Source organism: Microbacterium sp. LWH3-1.2, from assembly GCF_040675855.1.
Taxonomy (GTDB): Bacteria; Actinomycetota; Actinomycetes; order Actinomycetales; family Microbacteriaceae; genus Microbacterium.
The window spans coordinates 1,993,410-2,014,491 of record NZ_JBEGIK010000001.1 but is presented as its reverse complement, the minus strand read 5'-3'; the positions used below and the strand labels follow the sequence as shown (position 1 = coordinate 2,014,491).

At 70.8% G+C, this 21,082-nt stretch carries 20 protein-coding genes; 8 read left to right on the top strand and 12 right to left on the bottom strand.

The window, feature by feature from the left end; translation table 11 throughout:
* The first annotated feature begins 42 nt into the window (after window positions 1–42).
* Window positions 43–1,113 (top strand): M4 family metallopeptidase, encoded by a 1,071-nt coding sequence (locus MRBLWH3_RS09240; RefSeq protein ID WP_363430882.1) that lies wholly within the window; start codon window positions 43–45, stop codon window positions 1,111–1,113.
* Window positions 1,091–1,510 carry a hypothetical protein gene (locus MRBLWH3_RS09235; RefSeq protein WP_363430879.1) on the top strand — a complete coding sequence of 140 codons (420 nt, stop codon included), beginning with the start codon at window positions 1,091–1,093 and terminating at the stop codon, window positions 1,508–1,510. The genes MRBLWH3_RS09240 and MRBLWH3_RS09235 overlap by 23 nt, the downstream gene beginning before the upstream one ends.
* A gap of 3 nt (window positions 1,511–1,513) precedes the next feature.
* Here MRBLWH3_RS09235 and MRBLWH3_RS09230 read toward each other — a convergent pair whose 3' ends face one another.
* The 3 genes from MRBLWH3_RS09230 to MRBLWH3_RS09220 all read right to left on the bottom strand — a co-directional run bounded on the left by MRBLWH3_RS09230 (window position 1,514) and on the right by MRBLWH3_RS09220 (window position 3,744).
* Window positions 1,514–2,125, bottom strand: coding sequence for a GNAT family N-acetyltransferase (locus MRBLWH3_RS09230; RefSeq protein ID WP_363430876.1), 612 nt, complete (start codon window positions 2,123–2,125; stop codon window positions 1,514–1,516).
* Between the two features lie 32 nt (window positions 2,126–2,157).
* Window positions 2,158–2,850, bottom strand: a complete 693-nt coding sequence (locus MRBLWH3_RS09225) for a uracil-DNA glycosylase (protein WP_363430874.1) — start codon at window positions 2,848–2,850, stop codon at window positions 2,158–2,160.
* Between the two features lie 105 nt (window positions 2,851–2,955).
* Window positions 2,956–3,744 carry an SDR family oxidoreductase gene (locus tag MRBLWH3_RS09220; protein ID WP_363430871.1) on the bottom strand — a complete coding sequence of 263 codons (789 nt, stop codon included), beginning with the start codon at window positions 3,742–3,744 and terminating at the stop codon, window positions 2,956–2,958.
* 169 nt (window positions 3,745–3,913) lie between these two features.
* Between MRBLWH3_RS09220 and MRBLWH3_RS09215 the strand changes: the two genes are divergently transcribed.
* A complete protein-coding gene (locus tag MRBLWH3_RS09215; protein WP_363430868.1) occupies window positions 3,914–5,236 on the top strand; it encodes a bifunctional o-acetylhomoserine/o-acetylserine sulfhydrylase in 1,323 nt (440 codons plus the stop codon).
* Window positions 5,237–5,295: 59 nt separating this feature from the next.
* On the opposite strand, the gene MRBLWH3_RS09210 is transcribed toward MRBLWH3_RS09215, so the two are convergent.
* On the bottom strand, window positions 5,296–5,547 hold the full coding sequence (locus tag MRBLWH3_RS09210; RefSeq protein ID WP_363430866.1) for a hypothetical protein: 252 nt from the start codon (window positions 5,545–5,547) through the stop codon (window positions 5,296–5,298).
* 67 nt (window positions 5,548–5,614) lie between these two features.
* Here MRBLWH3_RS09210 and metX point away from each other — a divergent pair, with 67 nt between their 5' ends.
* A complete protein-coding gene (gene metX / locus MRBLWH3_RS09205) occupies window positions 5,615–6,820 on the top strand; it encodes a homoserine O-acetyltransferase MetX (protein ID WP_363430863.1) in 1,206 nt (401 codons plus the stop codon).
* A 12-nt stretch (window positions 6,821–6,832) separates the two neighbouring features.
* Here the strand turns inward: metX and MRBLWH3_RS09200 are convergent, their stop codons facing one another.
* The 5 genes from MRBLWH3_RS09200 to MRBLWH3_RS09180 all read right to left on the bottom strand — a co-directional run bounded on the left by MRBLWH3_RS09200 (window position 6,833) and on the right by MRBLWH3_RS09180 (window position 11,482).
* Window positions 6,833–7,591 (bottom strand): NUDIX hydrolase, encoded by a 759-nt coding sequence (locus tag MRBLWH3_RS09200; protein ID WP_363430859.1) that lies wholly within the window; start codon window positions 7,589–7,591, stop codon window positions 6,833–6,835.
* Between the two features lie 43 nt (window positions 7,592–7,634).
* On the bottom strand, window positions 7,635–8,852 hold the full coding sequence (locus tag MRBLWH3_RS09195; RefSeq protein WP_414685331.1) for an MFS transporter: 1,218 nt from the start codon (window positions 8,850–8,852) through the stop codon (window positions 7,635–7,637).
* An 87-nt stretch (window positions 8,853–8,939) separates the two neighbouring features.
* Window positions 8,940–9,266 carry a thiamine-binding protein gene (locus MRBLWH3_RS09190; RefSeq protein WP_363430856.1) on the bottom strand — a complete coding sequence of 109 codons (327 nt, stop codon included), beginning with the start codon at window positions 9,264–9,266 and terminating at the stop codon, window positions 8,940–8,942.
* 52 nt (window positions 9,267–9,318) lie between these two features.
* The gene (locus MRBLWH3_RS09185; protein ID WP_363430853.1) at window positions 9,319–10,530 is read right to left on the bottom strand and encodes a glycosyltransferase 87 family protein; all 1,212 of its coding nucleotides are present in this window, start codon (window positions 10,528–10,530) and stop codon (window positions 9,319–9,321) included.
* A gap of 85 nt (window positions 10,531–10,615) precedes the next feature.
* A complete protein-coding gene (locus tag MRBLWH3_RS09180) occupies window positions 10,616–11,482 on the bottom strand; it encodes an ADP-dependent NAD(P)H-hydrate dehydratase (RefSeq protein ID WP_363430850.1) in 867 nt (288 codons plus the stop codon).
* A 41-nt stretch (window positions 11,483–11,523) separates the two neighbouring features.
* On the opposite strand from MRBLWH3_RS09180, the gene MRBLWH3_RS09175 reads away from it, so the two are divergent.
* On the top strand, window positions 11,524–12,588 hold the full coding sequence (locus MRBLWH3_RS09175; protein WP_363430847.1) for an NADH:flavin oxidoreductase/NADH oxidase: 1,065 nt from the start codon (window positions 11,524–11,526) through the stop codon (window positions 12,586–12,588).
* Between the two features lie 161 nt (window positions 12,589–12,749).
* Here the strand turns inward: MRBLWH3_RS09175 and MRBLWH3_RS09170 are convergent, their stop codons facing one another.
* Both MRBLWH3_RS09170 and MRBLWH3_RS09165 read right to left on the bottom strand, forming a co-directional pair.
* Window positions 12,750–13,808 carry a hemolysin family protein gene (locus tag MRBLWH3_RS09170; protein WP_363430845.1) on the bottom strand — a complete coding sequence of 353 codons (1,059 nt, stop codon included), beginning with the start codon at window positions 13,806–13,808 and terminating at the stop codon, window positions 12,750–12,752.
* Complete coding sequence (locus tag MRBLWH3_RS09165; RefSeq protein ID WP_363435405.1) at window positions 13,805–15,133, bottom strand: hemolysin family protein; 1,329 nt, start codon at window positions 15,131–15,133, stop codon at window positions 13,805–13,807. The genes MRBLWH3_RS09170 and MRBLWH3_RS09165 overlap by 4 nt, the downstream gene beginning before the upstream one ends.
* A gap of 229 nt (window positions 15,134–15,362) precedes the next feature.
* On the opposite strand from MRBLWH3_RS09165, the gene MRBLWH3_RS09160 reads away from it, so the two are divergent.
* Both MRBLWH3_RS09160 and MRBLWH3_RS09155 read left to right on the top strand, forming a co-directional pair.
* A complete protein-coding gene (locus tag MRBLWH3_RS09160) occupies window positions 15,363–15,599 on the top strand; it encodes a hypothetical protein (RefSeq protein WP_363430842.1) in 237 nt (78 codons plus the stop codon).
* Window positions 15,578–15,724 (top strand): hypothetical protein, encoded by a 147-nt coding sequence (locus MRBLWH3_RS09155; RefSeq protein WP_363430840.1) that lies wholly within the window; start codon window positions 15,578–15,580, stop codon window positions 15,722–15,724. The genes MRBLWH3_RS09160 and MRBLWH3_RS09155 overlap by 22 nt, the downstream gene beginning before the upstream one ends.
* Here the strand turns inward: MRBLWH3_RS09155 and MRBLWH3_RS09150 are convergent.
* Window positions 15,714–17,171 carry a GuaB1 family IMP dehydrogenase-related protein gene (locus MRBLWH3_RS09150; protein ID WP_363430837.1) on the bottom strand — a complete coding sequence of 486 codons (1,458 nt, stop codon included), beginning with the start codon at window positions 17,169–17,171 and terminating at the stop codon, window positions 15,714–15,716. The genes MRBLWH3_RS09155 and MRBLWH3_RS09150 overlap by 11 nt on opposite strands.
* 178 nt (window positions 17,172–17,349) lie before the next feature.
* Between MRBLWH3_RS09150 and MRBLWH3_RS09145 the strand changes: the two genes are divergently transcribed.
* Window positions 17,350–21,057, top strand: a complete 3,708-nt coding sequence (locus tag MRBLWH3_RS09145; protein WP_363430834.1) for a multifunctional oxoglutarate decarboxylase/oxoglutarate dehydrogenase thiamine pyrophosphate-binding subunit/dihydrolipoyllysine-residue succinyltransferase subunit — start codon at window positions 17,350–17,352, stop codon at window positions 21,055–21,057.
* The last annotated feature ends 25 nt before the right edge of the window (window positions 21,058–21,082 follow it).

Sequence of the window (21,082 nt, the reverse complement as noted above, 5' to 3'; positions counted from 1 at the left end):
GAGGCGGCGAGGGCCGTCGGAGCCCGCCGATAGGTTCGGAGCATGAGCCCCGGAATCGTCCCCCCGTACCTGCTCGCCCGCATCGCCGCCGTGCAGGAGGAGGACTGGGCTCGCGCGGCCGATGCGGCGCACCGCACCCTCGTGGCGCCGCGGGAGTACCGTCCGGTGCGCTCACGTCTGCGGCTGTCGATCCAGGAGCCGGGCACGCTCGTCGCGGAGGCGACGCCTGCGCCCGATCGCGAGATCTCCGACGCGAAGCACCGCGAGCTGCTTCCGGGCACACGGGTGCGCGGCGAGGACGACCCGCCGACCGGGGACGCCTCCGTCGATGAGGCGTACGAGGGACTCGGTGCGACGTACGACTTCTGGTGGGACGCGTACGCGCGCGACAGTATCGACGGCTCGGGCAGCTCGCTCCTGTCGACCGTGCACTACGGTCGCGACTACGACAACGCCTTCTGGAACGGCGAGCGCATGGTCTTCGGCGACGGCGACGACGAGGTGTTCCGGGGTTTCACGCGATCGCTCAGCGTCATCGCCCACGAGCTCGCGCACGGCGTGATCGAGGACGAGGGCGGCCTGCTCTACCGCGGGCAGTCCGGCGCGCTCAACGAGTCGATCGCCGACGTCTTCGGAGCCCTCGCCGAGCAGCACCGGGAGCGACAGGCCGTCGACGAGGCGACGTGGCTCATCGGCGAGGGGATCTTCACGGATGCCGTTGAGGGCGCCGCCCTGCGATCGCTCAAGGCGCCCGGAACCGCGTACGACGACGACGTGCTCGGCAAGGACCCGCAGCCGGCGCACATGCGCGACTACGTCGAGACTCGCGACGACAACGGCGGCGTGCACGTCAACTCGGGTATCCCCAACCACGCCTTCTATCTCACGGCGAAAGCGCTCGGCGGCCACGCGTGGGAGCGCCCCGGGCTCATCTGGTACCGCGCGCTCACGTCGGGGACGCTCCCCTCCACCGCGGACTTCCTGACGTTCGCCCGCGCCACCCTCGCGGCTGCGGCCTCGGAGTACGGTGAGGAGTCGGAGGAGGTCGACGCCGTCCGCGCCGGGTGGACGGGTGTCGGCGTGATCCCGGATGACCGAGAAGCCGAGTCCTGACGCGACCGCCTCGTCCGCTGCGCCACCGGCGGTCGAGGTCGACATCGCGCGCACCGGCGGCATCGCCGGCATCACGCGGCGCTGGTCGGCGCAGCCGCCCGTCGCAGAGGCGCCTCAGTGGATCACGCTCATCGATCGCTGCCCGTGGGGCGAGGCGGGCACCTCGACCGGCGAGCACGACGACGATGCCCCCGCAGCCCCGCCGCGCTCGGCGCCGCGACGCCGGGATCCGATGCCCGATGGTTTCGTGTGGTTCATCCGCGCGACGTGGTCGGGTGCGGATGCGCGAGAGGCCGAGCTGCCAGACGACGAGGTCGTGGGCGCGTGGCGCGAGCTCGTCGACGCCGTGCGCGACTGGAACCGGCAGCGCTCCGGAACCGGTCGGGCGGGTCGCTGAGGATCAGCGCGCGAAGAGACCCTTCTTCTTCGCCGGCTTGAGGGCCTTCTGCATGTAGATCGTGCCGAGCCAGCGACCGAATTTGAAGCCGACGCGGCCCATGCGGCCGACCTCGACGAAGCCGAGCTTCTCGTGCAGAGCGACCGAGCCCTCGGCGCCCTTGTCGCTGATCACGGCGACCATCTGCCGGATGCCCGCGGCTTCGCACGCCTCGATGAGCGCTTCGAGCAGCGCCCGGCCCAGCCCCTTGCCCGTGGCGGCCTGACCGAGGTAGATCGAGTTCTCGACCGAGAACCGGTAGGCGGACTTGCTCGACATCGGCTGCACGAGCGCGTATCCGAGGATCTGGCCCGACGGCGACTCTGCGACGAGGAAGGGCAGCCCCTGCTTGGTGAGCCGGTCGCGCTTCTTGCGCCACTGCGCCACCGACCAGACGTCCTCGTCGAAGGTCACGACCGAGTTGGTCACGTAGTAGTTGTAGATCTCGCGGATGTCGGGGATGTCCCTGTCCTCGACGGGACGGATCGTGAACGAGAACGGACGCTCGGGCTCGGCCTGCCGCTGCAGATGGCGCGGCAGCTTGCGGCGATCCTTCTCGTATTCCTCTTCAAGCATGAACTCTCCTGGATCTGCGGTCGGCGGGCCCCCTAGACGGGCAGCCGCCAGTCGACGGGGTCGGCTCCCTGCCGGGCGAGCAGCTCGTTGGCCCGCGAGAACGGCCGCGACCCGAAGAACCCCCGGCTCGCCGAGAGGGGCGACGGGTGCGCCGATTCGATGATCGACGTGGCGCCCAAGAGCGGCCGCAGGTTCGCAGCATCCCGTCCCCACAGGATCGCCACGAGCGGCCTTCCGCGCGCGACGAGTGTGCGGATCGCGTGGTCGGTCACCTTCTCCCAGCCCCAGCCGCGATGGGATGCCGGCGCCCCCGGCGCGACCGTGAGCACGCGGTTGAGCAGCATGACGCCCTGGTCGCTCCAGGCCGACAGGTCGCCGTGCGGGGCGCGCGGAATGCCGAGGTCCGACTCGAGCTCCTGGTAGATGTTGCCGAGACTCCGCGGCAGCGGGCGCACGTGCGCGTCGACCGCGAAGGACAGCCCGATCGGATGCCCCGGCGTGGGGTACGGGTCCTGCCCCACGATGAGCACCTTGACGTCGGGAAGCGGTCGCTGGAACGCGCGCAGCACGCGGTCGCCGGCCGGGAGGTACTGCCGCCCGGCGGCGACCTCGGCGCGGAGCCGCTCTCCCAGCGCCGCGATGTCGGTGCCGACCGGGGCGAGAGCCGTCGACCACCCCGGGTCGATGAATCCCGCGTCGGCGAGCTCGGGCAGGGTCATCGCCATGTCAGACGCGCTTTGTCGTCGTCATGACGTCGGCGACGGGGATCACGGCGCCGCGGGAGCAGACGGCGCCGGCCGGGTACGTGACGACGGTGCCGCCGGTGAGAGTCACAGCTCCTCCGTGCCCCGCGGGCGCAGCGGGCCGCGCGCGAGGAGGAACTGCGCCGACTGCGCGACCGGGCGCATCGTGATGAGGTCGAGGTTGACATGTCCGGGAGCGTTGAGAGCGTAGGCGATGACGTCCGCGACGTCGTCGGCAGTCAGCGGGTTCTGGACCCCGTCATACACGCGCTCCGCGGCCACGCTGTCGCCGCCGAGGCGGTTGAGGGTGAACTCCGGCGTGTGCACCATGCCCGGCGCGACCTCGATCACGCGGATCGGCTCGCCGTTGAGCTCGAGCCGGAGGGCGTGCGCCAGCATCGCCTCGCCCGCCTTGGCGGCGTTGTAGCCCGCGCCGCCGGCGTAGGCGGTCTGCGCGGCGGTGGAGGTGACGAAGAGTGTGTCGGCGTGACCGTCGGATGCTGCGGCCCGGCGCAGCAGCGGCATCAGCGCTGCGACCAGCCGCTGTGCCGACAGCACGTTGACGTCGAACATCCACTGCCAGTCCTCGACCCGGCCGTCCTCGACGCGGTCGGTGCCGCGGGCCCCGCCGGCGACGTGGACCAGCGCGTGGACCGGGCCCGAATCCGCAAGGAAACCGGTGAGGGCCTCGACGTCGGCATCCGTCGTCAGGTCCGCCGCGAAGGCGACAGCACCGGCCTCGGCTTCGAGCGCGGCGAGCCGATCGGCGCGTCGTGCGACGCCGACCACGTCCCATCCGCTCGCGCGCAGCGCGCGCACCGCCGCCTCGCCGATCCCCGAGCTCGCCCCGGTCACCACCGCACGTCTGTTCGCCATACCGACAACGCTACCCACGTCGCGCCGGGCGGCACTCCCCGACCGGGAATCCGTGGCCGGAGCGCGTTACGTCACATTTCCCCGACGTTGTTGACAACCCCGGGTTCTCCGTACTGTCGAACTCGGCTGGGGGGCACGCTCCCGGCATCCGATCCCGCAGGAGCAGGCCATGTCCGCACCCGAGAACTGGCGTTTCGAGACCAAGCAGATCCACTCGGGGGCTCAGCCCGACCCGGTGACCAAGGCTCGCGCGACGCCGATCTACCAGACCACGTCGTACGTCTTCGACAACGCCGACCACGCGGCGAACCTCTTCGCGCTCGCGGAGTTCGGCAACATCTACACTCGCATCCAGAACCCGACGCAGGCAGTCGTGGAGGAGCGCCTCGCCGCGCTCGAGGGGGGCACCGGCGCCCTGCTGCTCGCGAGCGGCCAGGCTGCGGCCACGTTCGCGGTGCTCAACATCGCCGAGGCGGGCGACCACATCGTGTCGTCGAGCTCCATCTACGGCGGAACGTACAACCTCTTCAAGTACACCCTCGCCAAGCTCGGCATCGAGGTCACCTTCGTCGAGAACCAGGACGACCTCGAGGAGTGGCGCCGCGCCGTCCGCCCGAACACGAAGCTGTTCTTCGCCGAGACCATCGGCAACCCCAAGATCAACGTGCTCGACATCCGCGGCGTCGCCGACGTCGCCCACGAGAACGGCGTGCCGCTCATCGTCGACAACACGATCGCGACTCCGTACCTCATCAAGCCGTTCGAGCACGGCGCCGACATCGTCGTCCACTCGGCCACGAAGTTCCTCGGCGGCCACGGCACCACCATCGGCGGCGTGATCGTCGACGGCGGCACCTTCGAGTGGTCGAAGAACGTCGACAAGTTCCCCGGCCTCACCGTTCCGGACCCCTCCTACCACGGCGCGTCGTACACGGCGGCGGTCGGCGATGGCCTCGCCTACATCATCAAGGCGCGCGTGCAGCTGCTGCGCGACCTCGGATCGGCGATCTCGCCGAACAGCGCATGGCTGCTCATCCAGGGCATCGAGACCCTGTCGCTGCGCGTCGAGCGTCACGTTCAGAACGCTCAGGAGATCGCGGAGTGGCTCGAGAACCACTCCGACGTCGCCTCGGTCAACTACTCGGGTCTGCCGACCTCGCCCTGGTACGCCGCAGCGAACACCTACGCCCCGAAGGGCGTCGGTGCGGTGCTGTCGTTCGAGCTCAAGGGCGGTGTCGAGGCGGGCCGCGAGTTCGTCAACTCGCTGGCGCTCTTCAGCCACCTCGCCAATATCGGCGACGTGCGCTCGCTCGTCATCCACCCGGCGTCGACGACGCACTCGCAGCTCACGCCCGAGCAGCAGCTCACGACGGGTGTCACGCCGGGTCTCGTTCGTCTCTCAGTGGGTCTCGAGAACATCGACGACCTCAAGGCCGACCTCGAGCAGGCGCTCGCCGCGGCTCGCCGGGTGTCGGAGGCAGCTCGCGCCTGATCCCTTCCTCGGGATACGGATGCCGTGTGCCCGCGCTGTGTGCGGGCACACGGCATCCGTCATTCCCGGTCGCTGTCGGGCTCGTCCGCGAAGTCGGCCGCCAGCTCCTCGGCGGTGAGGTGCGCGCCTGGAACCGGACGTGGGAGCGTCGGCGCGGCGTCGTCACTGTGCCAGGGCCGCTGATCGCCTTCGGTGCCATCGCTCTCGGCCTCGTCGAAGATGACGTCGGTGTCGTGATCGAGGTCATGTTCCTGCGGCGGCACCGCCGCGCGGGGCTCGTGGGCGGGCATGAAGGGCTCAGCGGTCGACATGCGCGCATTCTGCCATGCGCGGTGTAACAGACGGCACCACCCCGCATGCGCACGCGAGAATGGACGAATGGACTGGCAGACCTCCGAAGACACGGTGCCGAGCGCACCCGTGACGGAGGCCGACGCGCGTCTGCTACTGGGCCGCCCTCCGGCGACTGGTGCGTGGCGCGACGGCGACCCGCTGGGCGAGCGCCAGTTCGCCGCGTTCGGGGCGTTCCGCACCGAGGGCGGCCGCGAGCTGCCGGCATACCGCCTCGCGTACGAGACCTGGGGCGAGCTCAACTCCGCCCGTGACAACGCCGTGCTCGTGCTGCACGCGCTCACCGGCGACAGCCACGTGCGCGGGCCGGCGGGGGCGGGGCACCCGACCTCCGGCTGGTGGGACGATATCGTCGGTCCCGGTGCGCCGATCGACACCGACCGCTGGTTCGTCGTGGCCCCGAACATGCTGGGGGGATGCCAGGGGTCGACGGGCCCGGCGTCGATCGGCCCCGACGGCTACGAGTGGGCGTCGCGCTTCCCGTACCTCACGATCCGCGACCAGGTCGCCGCGCAGGTGCGCCTGGCCGACGCCCTCGGCATCGACGTCTGGGCAGCGGTCGTGGGCGGGTCGATGGGCGGCATGCACGCGCTCGAGTGGTCCATCATGCTCCCCGATCGCGTGGAGCGCGTGGGCATCCTGTCGTCGCCGCCCGTCAACACGGCCGACCAGGTCGCCCTCAACTCGGTGCAGCTCGAGGCGATCCGCGTCGACCCGCGCTTCCAGGGCGGCGAGTACTATGACGCCGGGGACGGTGACGGCCCGAACCGCGGGCTCGCTCTCGCGCGCCGCATGGCCCTGCTCAACTACCGCTCCCCCACGGAGCTCAACCAGCGCTTCCAGCGCACCTGGCAGTCTGGCGTGAGCCCGCTCGGGCACGGCGGGCGCTTCGCCGTCGAGTCGTACCTCGACTTCCACGGCAACAAGTTCACGCGGCGCTTCGACGCGAACTCGTACATCACGCTGGTCGAGGCGATGAACTCCCACGACGTCGGCCGCGACCGTGGGGGCGTCGAGGACGCCCTCGCCCTCGTCACCGCCAAAGCCCTGGTGCTCGGCATCGACAGCGACCGGCTCTTCCCCATCGACGGGCAGCACCGTATCGCGCGCGGCATCCGCAACACCCTCGATGGCGACCGCGCCGTCGTCCTCTCGAGCGACTTCGGCCACGACGGCTTCCTCATCGAGACGACGGCGGTCGGCGCCCACGTGCGCCGGCTCCTCCAGGCCTGACGCCCGTGGTCCTCAACCCGTCCGCTGGTAGCGCCAGGGCAGCGCGCCGATCTCCAGGCGATGACGGGAACCGGATGCTGCGCCCCCGGCGTCGCCCTCCCACTCGTCGTCGCCCTGCCAGAGCAGCAACGGGCCCTCACCGCCACGACGCGCGACCGTCTCGAAGCGCTGTACGCCGCCGAGGCGCGCCGCGCCGGCGACCGACTCCGCGTCGGCGTGATCGGCCAGGCCATGGAGCGTCACCCAGGTAGGCGGATACAGCGTGAAACCGCCGTGACCGTGCCGCGCGAGTGCGTCGGCGGGCCGCAGCCACTCGGCGGTCACAACCTCGTCGGCCGACAGCGTCAGCGCACCTGCGTCGGCGCGCGTCACGAAGAACCAGGTGCGGATCCGCAGCGCGAGGCCGGGCGGTGGATCCCAGCACGACAGCGTCACGAGCGCACCGGAGTCGAGCGCGAGCCCGGTCTCCTCGTGCGTCTCGCGCACCCCGGCGCGGCGGGCGGCGGTCTCTTCGGGCTCGTCGTCGGCGCCGTGGTCGGCGTCTTCGAGCTTTCCGCCGGGAAAGACCCAGGCGCCGGCGAACGATCCGCGGTCGGGCCGTTCGATCATCAGCACCTCGAGCCCGTGGGCGCCGTCGCGCAGCAGCACGACCGTCGCGGCGACGGGGACGGCCGGGTCGGTGGCATCCTCGGGCCGGCGCGTCCTCGCGCCGCCGATCGAGTCGCTCAGCGCTTGCAGCGCACGGTCCGCGTTCGGCGTCGGTTCCGGCATCCGCTCACTCTACCCATCGCGCGGACCGGTCCCGGCGGACAGCTCAGACCGCGACGCGCACCCCGCGCCGCTCGAGAATGAGGCTCGCCGTCGCGAGCACCAGCCCCGCGAGGGCGAGTCCCACGCCCACCAACGCCGGTGCCCCGAATCCCCAGCCGGCGGCGATGACGACGCCGCCGAGGAAGGCGCCGAGGCTGTTGCCGATGTTGAGCGCCGAGTGGTTCAGCGCCGCAGCGATCGACTGGTTGTCCTCGGCGACGTCCATCAGCCGCGTCTGGATCGTGGGGCTGAGGACGGACGCCACGAACCCGACGGCGAACACGAAGAACGCGAGCGCCCAGATCCACTGCGCGGTGATGGCGAGCATCGCGAGCACTGCCGCGAGTCCCACGAGTCCTCCGATCAGCGTGCGTTTGAGGTCGACGTCGGCGAGATGCCCGCCGACGAGGTTGCCGACCGTCATGCCGAGGCCCATGAGCACGAGCACGATCGGCACGGACCACTCCGGCGAGCCCGCGACCTCCGTCACGAGCGGCGCGACGTAGCTGTACACCGCGAAGAATCCACCGAATCCGATCGCACCGACGCCCAGCGCCAGCCACACCTGCCCGATGCGGAACACCTTGAGCTCGGCGCGGAGCGTGCGCGACGGATCGCCCGGATGCTCGGGGACGAAGAACGTGATCAGCACGGTCGCCGCCGCGAAGATCCCTGCCACGACCATGAACGCCGCACGCCATCCGAGCTGCTGGCCGAGATACGTGCCCAGCGGCACGCCGACGACGTTGGCGACGGTGAGGCCGGTCAGCACGAACGCGACGCCCTTCGCCCGCTTGCCCGGACCGAGCACGTCCGCCGCGACGAGCGCCCCGATACCGAAGTACGCGCCGTGCGGGAGCCCCGCGAAGAAGCGGGATGCCGCGACCCACTCGAACGTCGGTGCCAGGAAGGTGAGCGCGTTGAAGACGGTGAGCGCGAGAGCCAGACCGATCATCACGCGGTGGCGCGGGTACTTCGCGACGGCGCCTGCGATCGTCGGCGCGCCGACCACGACGCCGAGCGCGTAGAGCGAGACGAGCCAGCCGGCCTGATAGATCGCGTCCTCCTGGCGGAGCTGCCAGAGCGACGGAAGCAGGTCGGAGCCGATGTTCGGGAGCAGGCCCATGACGACGAACTCGGTCATGCCGATACCGAAGCTGCCGACGGCGAGGGAAAGGAGCGCCCACGTCGCCGCCCCCCTCGTGAGATTCGAGGAGGTCACGGCGTCATGCTAGCGGTGGCCGCAGCATCCTGTCGAATCGATTCGGCACGGGGACGCGGAACGCCACCAGCCCGCGGGAGCGACGGGTCAGTCGGCGTCGGCCTCGCCCTCCCGGCGGTCGATCGCGGCCTCGAGCCGCTCGATCTTTCCGTCGAGCTCGCCGGAGTACCCGGGACGGATGTCGGCCTTGAGCACGAGCGAGACCCGCGAGCCGTAGGGCGCGACGGCGTCGGTCGCACGCCTGACGACGTCGAAGACGTCGTCCCACTCCCCCTCGATCTCGGTGAACATCGACGTCGTGCGGTGCGGCAGGCCGCTGTCGCGCACGACGCTCACGGCGGCCGCCACGGCATCGTGCACCGAGCCGTCGGCGCGGCCGGTTCCGCTGGGTGCCACGGAGAAGGCGACGAGCATGGGGACCTCCGACTCTGGGGAGCGACGGGCGGCGGAAGCTGCGGCCCGACGTCTACTCTGACACGCGCAGCGGCACCGCCTGACGCACGGGCACTCGCGCCACGCGCACCACCACCCACACGAACAGCGCCAGCAGAGTCGCGTTGCGCAGCACGAGCAGCCACACGGCCGCGGGTGTCAGCACGAGGATCCAGTCGTACCAGAACGGGAAGATCGCCTGCGTGAGGGCCAGGATCACGACGGTGAGGCCGGCGGGACCCAGCCACCGGCGCCGATCGATCGCGAGGCCGATGACGATCGGCGCAATCAGCCACGTCATGTACTGCGGCGAACCCACCTTGTTGAGAACGATGAAGCCGAGTACGAACGCGGCCGCCAGCGGCGGGAACAGCGCGACGAACGACGCGCCTCTCCAGGTCTTGACGGCACCGGTCACCGCGATCCCCAGCATCCCGAGCATGAGGACCGGGGTCATCAGCATGATGACGATGTCGACCGAGGGGCCGGTGATCTGGAACGTGATCAGGTCAGGGTCGTAGAAGATCCGCGCACCGGGCACCTCGCCGAGGGCCAGCAGCAGGTAGACGCTGCTCACCGGCGCTTCGATCTGCAGGCCGCGTGAGGTCTGGTCGCCCACGAAGCCGAGGAGGTGCGGGCCACCGCCGGCGAGCAGGACGACGGCGACGACGACCGCCGAGACGGCCGCCGCTGCCCCGACGATCGCGAGCCGGCGGCGCACGGCGATCACGGCGGCCGCGAGCAGTGCCGCCGGCCACACCTTGATCCAGGTCGCGACGGCGAGGAGCGCGGAGCCGAGCCAGGGGCGCCCGACGAGCCACAGGGAGCCGGCCACTGCGAACGGCACCGTCATCGCGTCGAGCCGGTACATGCCCACGCCGCCGAGCGCGAGGATCGCCGCCAGCCAGAACCACGCGGCGAGCATGCGGCCGCGCGACCTGCCAGGGCCCACCAGGAGTGCGAACGCGGCGGCGTCCAGCGCCGTCACGAGCAGCCCCCAGCCGAGCGTGTAGTCCACGACCCCGCGGAACACCCCGACGAGCAGGATCGGCAACTGCGCCAGCGGCGGATAGATCCAGTCCTCGGTGATGCCGGGGAACGCATCGCCGCCGAGCGTGAGGCCCGCCCACCAGCGATACAGCTGGTCGACGTCCCAGGACGCAGCGTGGTCGTCCACGAACCCGAGCCAGATCACCGCGGCGTGGACGAGGACGAACGCGATCCACACCCACGTCCGCCGCAACACCCTTTCATCCTAGGGAGCGCGGACGAGCGTCCCAGGACGCGGTGGGACGTGATGCTGTGTACGTCGCGGGGCGCGTCGTGCGTGCTCAGGCGCGGGCGAGCACCTCTGCGACCGCGCGGGGCAGCGCCTCCGCGACGTCCAGCGCCGTGATCGGCCCGTCCCCGAACGGCGGAGAGCTCGACGCGCCCGCGATGCTCGCCCCCTCGGCGGCGATCGCACCCGCCCGCCCGTGCAGCCACGCGCCCGAGGCGGCGAGCGCAGCGAGGGAGGCGGCATCCGTGTGTCCGTCCTGAGCGAGAGCACCCGCGACCAGGGCTCCGATGACGCCGGCGAGCACGTCGCCGGTGCCCGCGGTGGCGAGCCACGGTGTGCCCGCCCCGACGGTAGCCGCCCAGCCGTCCGGTGCGACGACGACGGTCACCGCGCCCTTCAGAAGCACCACTGCTCCGGTGGCCTCCGCGGTCTCGCGGGCGGCGTCGATGCGGTCGGCCGGCGCGTGCCCGAGGCCGAGCGCCGCGCGCAGCCGCGCGTGCTCGCGGTCGTGCGGCGTGAGGATGCGCGGTGCCGTGGCCTCGGCGGCGAGATCCAGGGCGCCCGCGTCGACGACGACGGGGTCGGTGTCGGACAGCAGGGCCCGCAGGGCCGCGGTGTCGGACGGAGTGCGGGCCGAGGCATCCGTTCCCGATCCGATCACCCATGCCTGCACGCGCCCGTCGGCCGACACCGTCTCGGGCCGTCGTGCCAGCACCAGAGCGGTCGGACGTTCGGGTCCGAGGTAGCGCACCATGCCGAGGCCTGTGCGCCAGGCCGCCTCGACACCGAGGACCGCGGCTCCCGGATAGGCCTCGGAGCCCGTCCGCATGCCCAGCACGCCTCGGGAATACTTGTCGTCGTCGGCGGTTGGCCTCCGCAGGGCGCGAGCGGCATCGGCGCGCGTCCACGTCCTCACCATGCGGCCACAGTACCGCGCACCCCATCCGATCCGGAGACCCGATGAGCCGCCTTTTCACCCCCCTCACCCTGCGCGACGTGACGGTGCGCAACCGCCTCTGGGTCTCCCCGATGTGCCAGTACAGCGCCGTCGATGGCGTACCGCAGGAGTGGCACCACACGCATCTGGCGCAGTTCGCGTCGGGCGGTGCGGGGATGGTCGTCGCGGAGGCGACGGCGGTGTCGCCCGAAGGGCGGATCTCGCCGGAGGACACCGGCCTGTGGAACGACGCGCAGCGCGATGCGTGGACGCCGATCGTCGCCGCGATCCGCAGCCGCGGCGCGGTCGCCGGCGTGCAGCTCGCGCACGCGGGGCGAAAGGCCTCGACATGGTCGCCGTTCTCGGGGAGCCGGGGATCCGTCTCCGCCGGGGAGGGCGGCTGGAGCACCGTCGCCCCGTCGGCGGTCGCCTTCGACGGCTACACCGAGCCCCTGGCGCTGGACGTCGCCGGCATCGACCGCATCGTCGACGACTTCGCGGCGGCCGCCCGCCGTGCCGTCCAGGCCGGCTTCCAGGTGCTCGAGGTGCACGGCGCCCACGGGTACCTGCTGCACCAGTTCCTCTCCCCGCTGTCGAACCTCCGCGAGGACGAGTACGGCGGCTCGCTCGAGAACCGCGCGCGCCTGCTGCTGCGGGTGCTCGACGCGGTAGCCGATGCCGCCCCCGGCATTCCCGTCATCGTGCGCTTCTCGGCCACGGATTGGGCAGAGGGCGGCTGGAATCCCGACGAGACCGCGACCGTCGCCGGCTGGGCGGCCGAGCGCGGCGCGGACTTCTTCGACATCTCCAGCGGCGGGCTCGTCGCCCACCAGAAGCTCACGAGCGGGCCCGGGTACCAGGTCGAGCTCGCGGCGCGGGTGCGGCGAGAAGCCGGCGTGCCGGTGAACGCCGTGGGCATGATCGACGACGCGGCGCACGCCGAGCGGGTGCTCGCCGAAGACCTCGCCGACGCCGTGATGGCCGGCCGCGAGTGGCTGCGCGACCCGCACTACGGCCTGCGCGCCGCGTCCGAGCTCGGCGCCGAGATCGACTACTGGCCCGCCCAGTATCTCCGCGCCCGCCTCTGACCCGGAGAGGTTCCCCCGGATTCGGGGCGCCGCCCGCACGTTCGGGGCGCGCGCCGTGCGCCCCGAACGTTCGCGACGCGCCCCACCCCCGATTCACAGACCCGGACAGAGATGAGCGGATGCCGCGGCCCCGGGCCGCGGCATCCGCTCATCTCCTTCCGTCAGAAGCCGCGGCGGCGGGTCGCGTCCTGAACCTCGCCGATGAGCTCCTCGATGATGTCCTCGAGGAACAGCACCGCGGTGATCTCCCCCGACTCGTTGCGCACCTGCGCGAGGTGGCGCCCGGCGCGGCGCATCACGGCGAGCGCGTCCTCCAGATCGGTCGACTCCAGCACCGGCACCATGTGGTGGATGCGCTTCGTCGCGATCGGGAGCGCGACGTCGGTCGCGGCATCCGGTCCCTCCGCCGCACGGAGGATGTCCTTGAGGTGGACGTAGCCGAGCGGGAGGCCCGCCTCGTCGACGATCACGTAGCGCGAGAAGCCGTGCTTGGCGACCGCACGTTCGATCTCGTCGGGCGTCGTGACCTCGGGGAGCGTCACGAGATGCGACAGCGGCACCGCGACGTCGGCGGCCTTCTTGTCGGTGAACTCGACGGCCGCGGCCACCGTTCCCGACGTGTCGTCGAGCACGCCCTCGATGCGGGACTGGTTGACGATGGTCGCGACCTCCTCGAGCGTGAAGGTCGAGGAGGCCTCGTCCTTCGGCTCGACGCGGAACAGCCGCACGATGTGGTTCGCGGTCCAGTTGAGCGTCACGATCACCGGGTGGAAGATCTTCGACACCCACACGAGCGGCGGCGCGAGCATGAGCACCGCACGGTCAGGCACCGAGAAGGCGAGGTTCTTCGGAACCATCTCGCCGAACACCACGTGCAGGTACGACACGAGGATCAGCGCGACCGCGAAGGCGATGCCGTCGACGACGGCTTCCGACCAGCCGGTGAGCCCCAGCGGCTCGGCCAGCAGGTGGTGGATCGCGGGCTCTGAGACGTTCAGGATCAGCAGCGAGCAGATCGTGATCCCGAGCTGGCTCGTCGCGAGCATGAGCGTCGCGTGCTCCATCGCGTACAGCGCGGTCCTGGCCGACCGCGAGCCCTTCTCGGCGAGGGGCTCGATCTGCGAGCGACGTGCCGAGATGACGGCGAACTCGGCACCGACGAAGAAGGCGTTGGCGATGAGGAGCACCACCAGCCAGGCGATTCCGGCCCAGTCGCTCATCGGCGATCACCCCCCTCGGCCGCATCATCGTGGGGCATCGGCGTCGGCCTGAACCTCACTCGGTCGACGCGGCGGCCGTCCATGCGCTGCACCTCGATGGTGCCGTCCTCGATCTCGAGGGCGTCGCCGACCACGGGGATGCGCTCGAGCACGCTCATGATGTAGCCGCCGACGGTGTCGTAGACGTCCCCCTCGGGGATGCGGATGCCGGTGCGGTCGCGCACCTCGTCGGGGCGCAGCTCACCGGGGAAGATGACGGCGTCCTGGACCCGCACGATTCCCGCGCGACGGCGGTCGTGCTCGTCGAGCACCTCGCCGACGATCTCCTCGACGAGGTCCTCGAGCGTGACGACCCCGGCGGTGCCGCCGTACTCGTCGACCACGACGGCCATCTGGTAGCCGCGGGCGCGCAGCTCGGAGACGAGTACGTCGAGATGGACCGGCTCCGGGATGCGCAGCGGCTCGGTCGCGAGCGCCGCAGCCGGGACATCCGCCCGGCGCTCGCGCGGCACGCCGACGGCGGCCTTGAGGTGCACGATGCCGGTGATGTCGTCCATGTCTTCGCCGTACACGGGGAACCGGCTGTGGCCGGTGCGCCGGGCGAGTTGGATGACGTCCTCGGCCGAATCATCGGCGGCGAGTGCGTGGATGCTCGGGCGCGGCGTCATGACGTCGGCCGCCGAGAGCCGCGCGAAGGTGAGGCTGCGGTCCAGGAGCGACGCGGTGTCCTCCTCGAGGACGCCGGCGCTGGCCGAGCGGCGGACAAGGCTCGAGAGCTCCTCGGCCGTGCGGGCGCCGGAGAGCTCCTCCTTGGGCTCGATGCCGACGGCACGCAGCACGCCGTTCGCACTGCCGTTGAGCACGACGATCGCCGGGCGGAACACCGTGGTGAAGGCGACCTGGAACGGCATGACGAGCTTGGCGGTCTGCCGCGGCACGGCCAGCGCGAAGTTCTTGGGCACGAGCTCGCCGAGGATCATCGAGAAGACGGTCGCGATCGAGATGCCGATGATGGCGGCCAGCGGCCTGGAGACGCCGCTCGGGATGCCCCACGCGTCGAACACGGGAGCGAGCAGGTTCGAGATCGCCGGCTCCATCGTGTAACCGGTGAGCAGGGTCGTCAGGGTGATGCCCAGCTGCGCGCTGGAAAGGTGCGTCGAGGTGATGCGCAGGGCGCTGATCGTCAGCGACAGACGGGACTCGCCCGCCGCCTGACGGGCTTCGAGGTCTGCCCGGTCGAGGTTCACGAGCGCGAACTCGCTCGCGACGAACAAGCCCGTGCCTATTGTCAGAAGAAGCCCCACGCCCAACATGACGTAATCCATCACGCGCTCCCCCTTCGCTTCAACCGGCGGTCAGGCCCATTGATCGGGGTGGAGGGTCGGTGGGGCGATTGTCTGCAACTAGGAGGGTCGTCCATCGTGCCGACCAGTCTACGACAGGCGCTCGCGCGCGATTCCGGGGAATGAGGGATGCCGCGGCCCGCGGAATCCGGTCGGACCCGCGCTGTCAACCCCTCTGCGCCGGACCGCCGGAGCGCCCGCGGTGGGGGGCATGACCGACACGAGCGCCGACCGGCAGACGGGTCCCGGCAACGCACAGGGCCCGGAGCACCCCGACAAGCCCGACACGCCCCGCCAGATGGAGAAGCGCTCGTGGAAGTACGTCCTCCGGAAGACGGCGCGCGAGTTCTCAGCCGACGAGTGCACCGACATCGCGGCGGCACTCACCTGCTACTCGGTCCTCGCGATCGTCCCCGGCGGGCGGCCGTGTTCTCGATCCTCGGCCTGATCGCGCGCACCGCGGAGGCCACCGACGCCATCGGCGAGGCGCTCGGACTCGGCGAGGTGGGCGGAACCCCTGAGGGGGAACGGATGCCGCGGGTGGCGCAGCATCCGTCTTCGCTCACCAGCTGACCGGCAGCGCCTTACCCTCTTCGTAACCGGCCGCCGACTGCAGGCCGACGCGGGCGCGGTCGTGGAACTCGGCGACCGTCGAGGCACCGGCGTAGGTGAAGGAGGACCGCACGCCCGATGTGATCATGTCGAGCAGGTCCTCGAGTCCGGGGCGGAGCGGGTCGAGGTAGATCCTCGACGACGAGATGCCCTCGGCGAACAGCTCCTTGCGGGCGAGATCGTAGGGGTCCAGTCGCCCGAAGCGCTCGTGCACGGCCTTCGTCGAGGCCATGCCCCACGACTCCTTGTACGCGCGGCCGGCGTCGTCGACCTGCAGCTCGCCGGGCGCCTCGATGGTTCCCGCGAACCACGAGCCGATCATGACCGATGCCGCACCCGCCGCGAGCGCCAGCGCGACGTCGCGCGGGTAGCGGACGCCGCCGTCGGCCCACACGTGCGCACCCATGATGCGGGCGGCCTCGGCGGTCTCGAGCACCGCGGAGAACTGCGGGCGGCCGACCGCCGTCATCATGCGCGTGGTGCACATGGCGCCGGGGCCGACGCCGACCTTGAGGATGGTCGCGCCGGCGGTGACGAGGTCGTGCACGCCTTCGGCGCTCACGATGTTGCCCGCCGCGATCGGGATGCCGAGGTCGAGGTCGGCGACGGCGCGGAGCGCCCGGAGCATCCCCTCCTGGTGACCGTGCGCGGTGTCGACGACGAGCACGTCGACGCCCGCGCCGGCGAGCGCCTTCGCCTTCGACGCGACGTCGCCGTTGATGCCGACCGCGGCTGCGACGATCAGCCGGCCGGACGCGTCGACGGCGGGGCGGTACAGCGTCGAGCGCAGGGCGCTGCGACGCGAGAGGGTCCCGACGAGGTGCCCATGATGCAGCACGCACACGGTCTCCGCCTCGGCGGCGACGATCACGTCGAACGCGTGGCGCGCGCTTTCGATGTCGTCGGCATCGACGGATGCGGCGCGCCCGCGCGCGAGGTCGCCCAGGCGTGCGTCGGGCAGGGCCGTGCCGAGCCGGGTCGCCGGAACGATGCCGAGGATGTCGTCGGCGTCGACGTGGCCCGACGACGCATCGGCGACGACGATGCCGTGCCCCTCGGTGGCGGGGAGGAGCCGCGCGGCGTCGGCCACGGTCGCATCCGCCGGCAGTACGAGCGGGGTGTCCCACGAGACCGGCTGCGCCTTGACCCAGCGGATGGCGGCGTCCAGCTCCTGCAGCGGCATGTCCTGCGGGAGGACTCCGAGGCCCCCGCGACGGGCCAGCGTCGCAGCGAGCCGAGCGCCCGTGACCGAGTTCATGTTGGCCGAGACGAGCGGGAGGGTGGCCGTCGTGCCGTCGCCGGGAGCGAGGTCGACATCGAGCCGGCTCGTGATCGCCGAGCGACGCGGGACGAGGAAGACGTCAGAGTACGTCAGGTCGACGTCGGGGGTTTCGCCGTAGAACTCCATGACCGCCAAGGGTAGTGACACTTCCTGTGCGGATAATCATGCGGGTTCTTTCAGGTTTCGCGCGGACTGCAGCCGGAACGGCTCGCGAAGACTGGGCTAGGCTTGACGGTCGTGGGTGAGGGCGATTCGTGCCCCGCGCGCATCCCAGAACTTCACCGATGAAAGCAGGCGATTCAGCGTGTCGAGCCAGGTGACGGGCGTCGGGGTTTCGAACGAAGGAGAGTTCGGAGCCAACGAGTGGCTCGTCGAGGAGCTGTACGAACAGTTCAAGATCGACCGGAACTCCGTCGACAAGGCGTGGTGGCCCGTTCTCGAGGCCTACCACCCCGCCGAGGGAGCAGCAGCACCGACCCAGGCAGCGCCCACGGCGCCCGAGCCACCGGCGCCGGCGCAGCCGGCGGCATCCGAGCCGCGTCCGGTGACGGCGCCGATCCCGGTGATCGGCGCACAGCCGGTGGCCCGCACCACCGCGCGCCCGGCAGCACCTCAGCCGATCCCGGCGCAGGCGCCGAAGGCCTCGCCCTCGGCGGCCGACGGCCAGGCCGACGCCGACGTCGTCACGCCGCTGCGCGGCATGCCGAAGACCCTCGCCGCCAACATGGACGAGTCGCTGACCGTCCCCACGGCGACGAGCGTCCGCACCGTGCCGGCGAAGCTGATGATCGACAACCGCATCGTCATCAACAACCACATGTCGCGCACCCGCGGCGGCAAGGTGAGCTTCACGCACCTCATCGGATGGGCGATCATCCAGGCGCTCAAGGAGTTCCCGAGCCAGAACGTCTTCTACGCCGAGATCGACGGCAAGCCATCGCTGGTCGCCCCGGCGCACATCAACCTCGGCATCGCGATCGACCTTCCGAAGCCCGACGGCACCCGCGCCCTGCTCGTGCCGAGCATCAAGCGCGCCGAGCAGCTCACCTTCAACGAGTACCTCACGACGTACGAGGATCTGGTCACCCGCGCGCGGGGCAACAAGCTGACGGCAGCCGACTTTCAGGGCACCACGATCTCGCTGACCAACCCCGGCGGCATCGGCACCGTCCACTCGGTGCCGCGCCTCATGAAGGGTCAGGGCTGCATCGTCGGCGCCGGCGCCCTCGAGTACCCCGCCGAGTTCCAGGGCGCGAGCGAGAAGACGCTCAACGAGCTCGCGATCGGCAAGACCATCACGCTCACGAGCACCTACGACCACCGCGTCATCCAGGGCGCCGGGTCGGGCGAGTTCCTCAAGAAGGTGCACGAGCTGCTCATCGGCCAGCGCGGCTTCTACGAGGACATCTTCGCGGCGCTGCGCATCCCGTACGCGCCGATCCACTGGGCGGCCGACATCAACGTCGACCTCGCCGAGCGCGTCGACAAGACCGCGCGCGTGCAGGAGCTCATCAACTCGTTCCGGGTCCGCGGTCACCTCATGGCCGACATCGACCCGCTCCAGTACATGCAGCGCACGCACCCCGACCTGGAGATCGAGCAGCACGGCCTCACGTTCTGGGACCTCGACCGGGAGTTCGTCACCGGCGGCTTCGGCGGTAAGCGCCAGATGAAGCTGCGCGACATCCTCGGAGTGCTGCGCGACTCGTACTGCCGCACGATCGGCATCGAGTACATGCACATCCAGGACCCGACGCAGCGCGCGTGGTTCCAGGAGAACGTCGAGGTCAAATACCAGAAGCCCGGCCACGACGAGCAGCTGCGCATCCTCGACAAGCTCAACCAGGCCGAGGCGTTCGAGACCTTCCTGCAGACGAAGTACGTCGGCCAGAAGCGCTTCAGCCTCGAGGGCGGCGAGTCGCTGATCCCGCTGCTCGACGAGATCCTTCAGGGCGCGGCCCAGGCGGGCCTCGACGGCGCCGCGATCGGCATGGCGCACCGCGGCCGCCTCAACGTGCTGACGAACATCGCCGGCAAGACCTACGGCCAGGTGTTCCGCGAGTTCGAGGGGTCTGTCGCGATCGGGTCGAAGAGCGGCTCGGGCGACGTCAAGTACCACCTGGGAACCGAGGGCACGTTCTCCGCCGACAACGAGTCCGAGCTGCCCGTCTACCTCGCCGCGAACCCGTCGCACCTCGAGACGGTCGACGGCGTGCTCGAGGGCATCGTCCGCGCGAAGCAGGACCGCAAGCCGATCGGCACCTTCACGTGGCTGCCGATCCTCGTCCACGGTGACGCGGCCTTCTCCGGCCAGGGCGTTGTCGTCGAGACCCTGCAGATGTCGCAGCTGCGCGGCTACCGCACCGGCGGCACCGTGCACGTGGTCGTGAACAACCAGGTGGGCTTCACGACGACTCCCACCGACGCACGCAGCTCGGTGTACGCGACCGACGTCGCCAAGACGATCCAGGCTCCGATCTTCCATGTGAACGGCGACGACCCCGAGGCCGTGACCCGCGTCGCGCAGCTGGCCTTCGCCTACCGCGAGCGGTTCCACCGCGACGTCGTGGTCGACCTCGTCTGCTACCGCCGCCGCGGCCACAACGAGGGCGACGACCCGTCGATGACGCAGCCCCTGATGACGAACCTCATCGAGGCCAAGCGCTCGGTGCGGCGCCTCTACACCGAGGCTCTCGTCGGTCGCGGCGACATCACCGAGGAAGAGTACGACAAGGCGAAGCAGGACTTCCAGAACCGGCTCGAGATCGCGTTCGCCGAGACGCACGCGGCCGAGACGGGCTCCTCGCCCATCCTCGTGCCCGACGCGAGTGCCCAGCCCGCCGCCGGTGAGCCGGCGACCACGGGAGTCTCGCGCGAGGTCGTCTCCCTCATCGGCGACACCTTCGTGAACAAGCCCAACGGCTTCACGGTCCACGCCAAGCTGCAGCAGCTTCTCGACAAGCGCCTCGATATGAGCCGCAACGGCTCGATCGACTGGGGCTTCGGCGAACTGCTCGCGTTCGGCTCGCTGCTGCTCGAGAAGACCAATGTGCGCCTCGCCGGCCAGGACTCGCGCCGTGGCACCTTCGTGCAGCGCCACGCGGTGCTGCACGACCGCGCGAACGGTCAGGAGTGGATCCCGCTCACGAACCTCAGCGAGGACCAGGGCCGCTTCTACGTCTACGACTCGCTGTTGAGCGAGTACGCGGCCATGGCATTCGAGTACGGCTACTCGGTCGAGCGCGCCGACTCGCTCGTGCTGTGGGAGGCCCAGTTCGGCGACTTCGCCAACGGCGCCCAGTCGGTCATCGACGAGTACATCTCGGCGGCCGACCAGAAGTGGGGCCAGCAGTCGAGCGTCGTGCTGCTGCTCCCCCACGGCTACGAGGGTCAGGGACCCGACCACTCGTCTGCCCGCATCGAGCGATATCTGCAGATGTGCGCGCAGGACAACATGACCGTCGCGCGCCCGTCGACCCCCGCGTCGTACTTCCACCTGCTGCGCCGCCAGGCGTACGCGCGTCCGCGCCGCCCGCTGATCGTCTTCACCCCGAAGGCGATGCTGCGTCTGCGCGGGGCGACGAGCCCGGTCGAGGACTTCCTCACCGGCCGGTTCGAGCCGGTGATCGACGACGACCGGAGCATCGACAAGTCGGCCGTCAAGCGCGTACTGCTTCACGCCGGCAAGATCCACTGGGATCTGCGCGCCGAGCTCGACAAGAACCCGAACCCCGAGATCGCCCTGGTGCGGCTGGAGCAGTACTACCCGGCCCCGATCGACGAGCTCAACGCTGTGATCGACTCGTACCCCCACGCCGAGCTGGTGTGGGTCCAGGACGAGCCAGAGAACCAGGGCGCCTGGCCCTTCATCGCCCTCGAGGTCGTGAAGAGCCTCAACGGTCGCACCATCAGCCGCGTCTCCCGCGCGTCGGCGGCTTCGACCGCCACCGGGTCGCCGAAGGTGCACGCGGCCGAGCAGGCCGCGATCATGCAGCAGGCTCTCACGCTGTAGGCGGAGCGCTCCGCTCGTTCGGCCC

Coding starts and splice junctions, on each gene's coding strand:
- MRBLWH3_RS09240 (WP_363430882.1), top strand. CDS start 43: ATGAGCCCCGGAATCGTCCCCCCGTACCTGCTCGCCCGCATCGCCGCC.
- MRBLWH3_RS09235 (WP_363430879.1), top strand. CDS start 1,091: ATGACCGAGAAGCCGAGTCCTGACGCGACCGCCTCGTCCGCTGCGCCA.
- MRBLWH3_RS09230 (WP_363430876.1), bottom strand. CDS start 2,125: ATGCTTGAAGAGGAATACGAGAAGGATCGCCGCAAGCTGCCGCGCCAT.
- MRBLWH3_RS09225 (WP_363430874.1), bottom strand. CDS start 2,850: ATGGCGATGACCCTGCCCGAGCTCGCCGACGCGGGATTCATCGACCCG.
- MRBLWH3_RS09220 (WP_363430871.1), bottom strand. CDS start 3,744: ATGGCGAACAGACGTGCGGTGGTGACCGGGGCGAGCTCGGGGATCGGC.
- MRBLWH3_RS09215 (WP_363430868.1), top strand. CDS start 3,914: ATGTCCGCACCCGAGAACTGGCGTTTCGAGACCAAGCAGATCCACTCG.
- MRBLWH3_RS09210 (WP_363430866.1), bottom strand. CDS start 5,547: ATGTCGACCGCTGAGCCCTTCATGCCCGCCCACGAGCCCCGCGCGGCG.
- metX (WP_363430863.1), top strand. CDS start 5,615: ATGGACTGGCAGACCTCCGAAGACACGGTGCCGAGCGCACCCGTGACG.
- MRBLWH3_RS09200 (WP_363430859.1), bottom strand. CDS start 7,591: ATGCCGGAACCGACGCCGAACGCGGACCGTGCGCTGCAAGCGCTGAGC.
- MRBLWH3_RS09190 (WP_363430856.1), bottom strand. CDS start 9,266: ATGCTCGTCGCCTTCTCCGTGGCACCCAGCGGAACCGGCCGCGCCGAC.
- MRBLWH3_RS09180 (WP_363430850.1), bottom strand. CDS start 11,482: ATGGTGAGGACGTGGACGCGCGCCGATGCCGCTCGCGCCCTGCGGAGG.
- MRBLWH3_RS09175 (WP_363430847.1), top strand. CDS start 11,524: ATGAGCCGCCTTTTCACCCCCCTCACCCTGCGCGACGTGACGGTGCGC.
- MRBLWH3_RS09170 (WP_363430845.1), bottom strand. CDS start 13,808: ATGAGCGACTGGGCCGGAATCGCCTGGCTGGTGGTGCTCCTCATCGCC.
- MRBLWH3_RS09165 (WP_363435405.1), bottom strand. CDS start 15,133: ATGGATTACGTCATGTTGGGCGTGGGGCTTCTTCTGACAATAGGCACG.
- MRBLWH3_RS09160 (WP_363430842.1), top strand. CDS start 15,363: ATGACCGACACGAGCGCCGACCGGCAGACGGGTCCCGGCAACGCACAG.
- MRBLWH3_RS09150 (WP_363430837.1), bottom strand. CDS start 17,171: ATGGAGTTCTACGGCGAAACCCCCGACGTCGACCTGACGTACTCTGAC.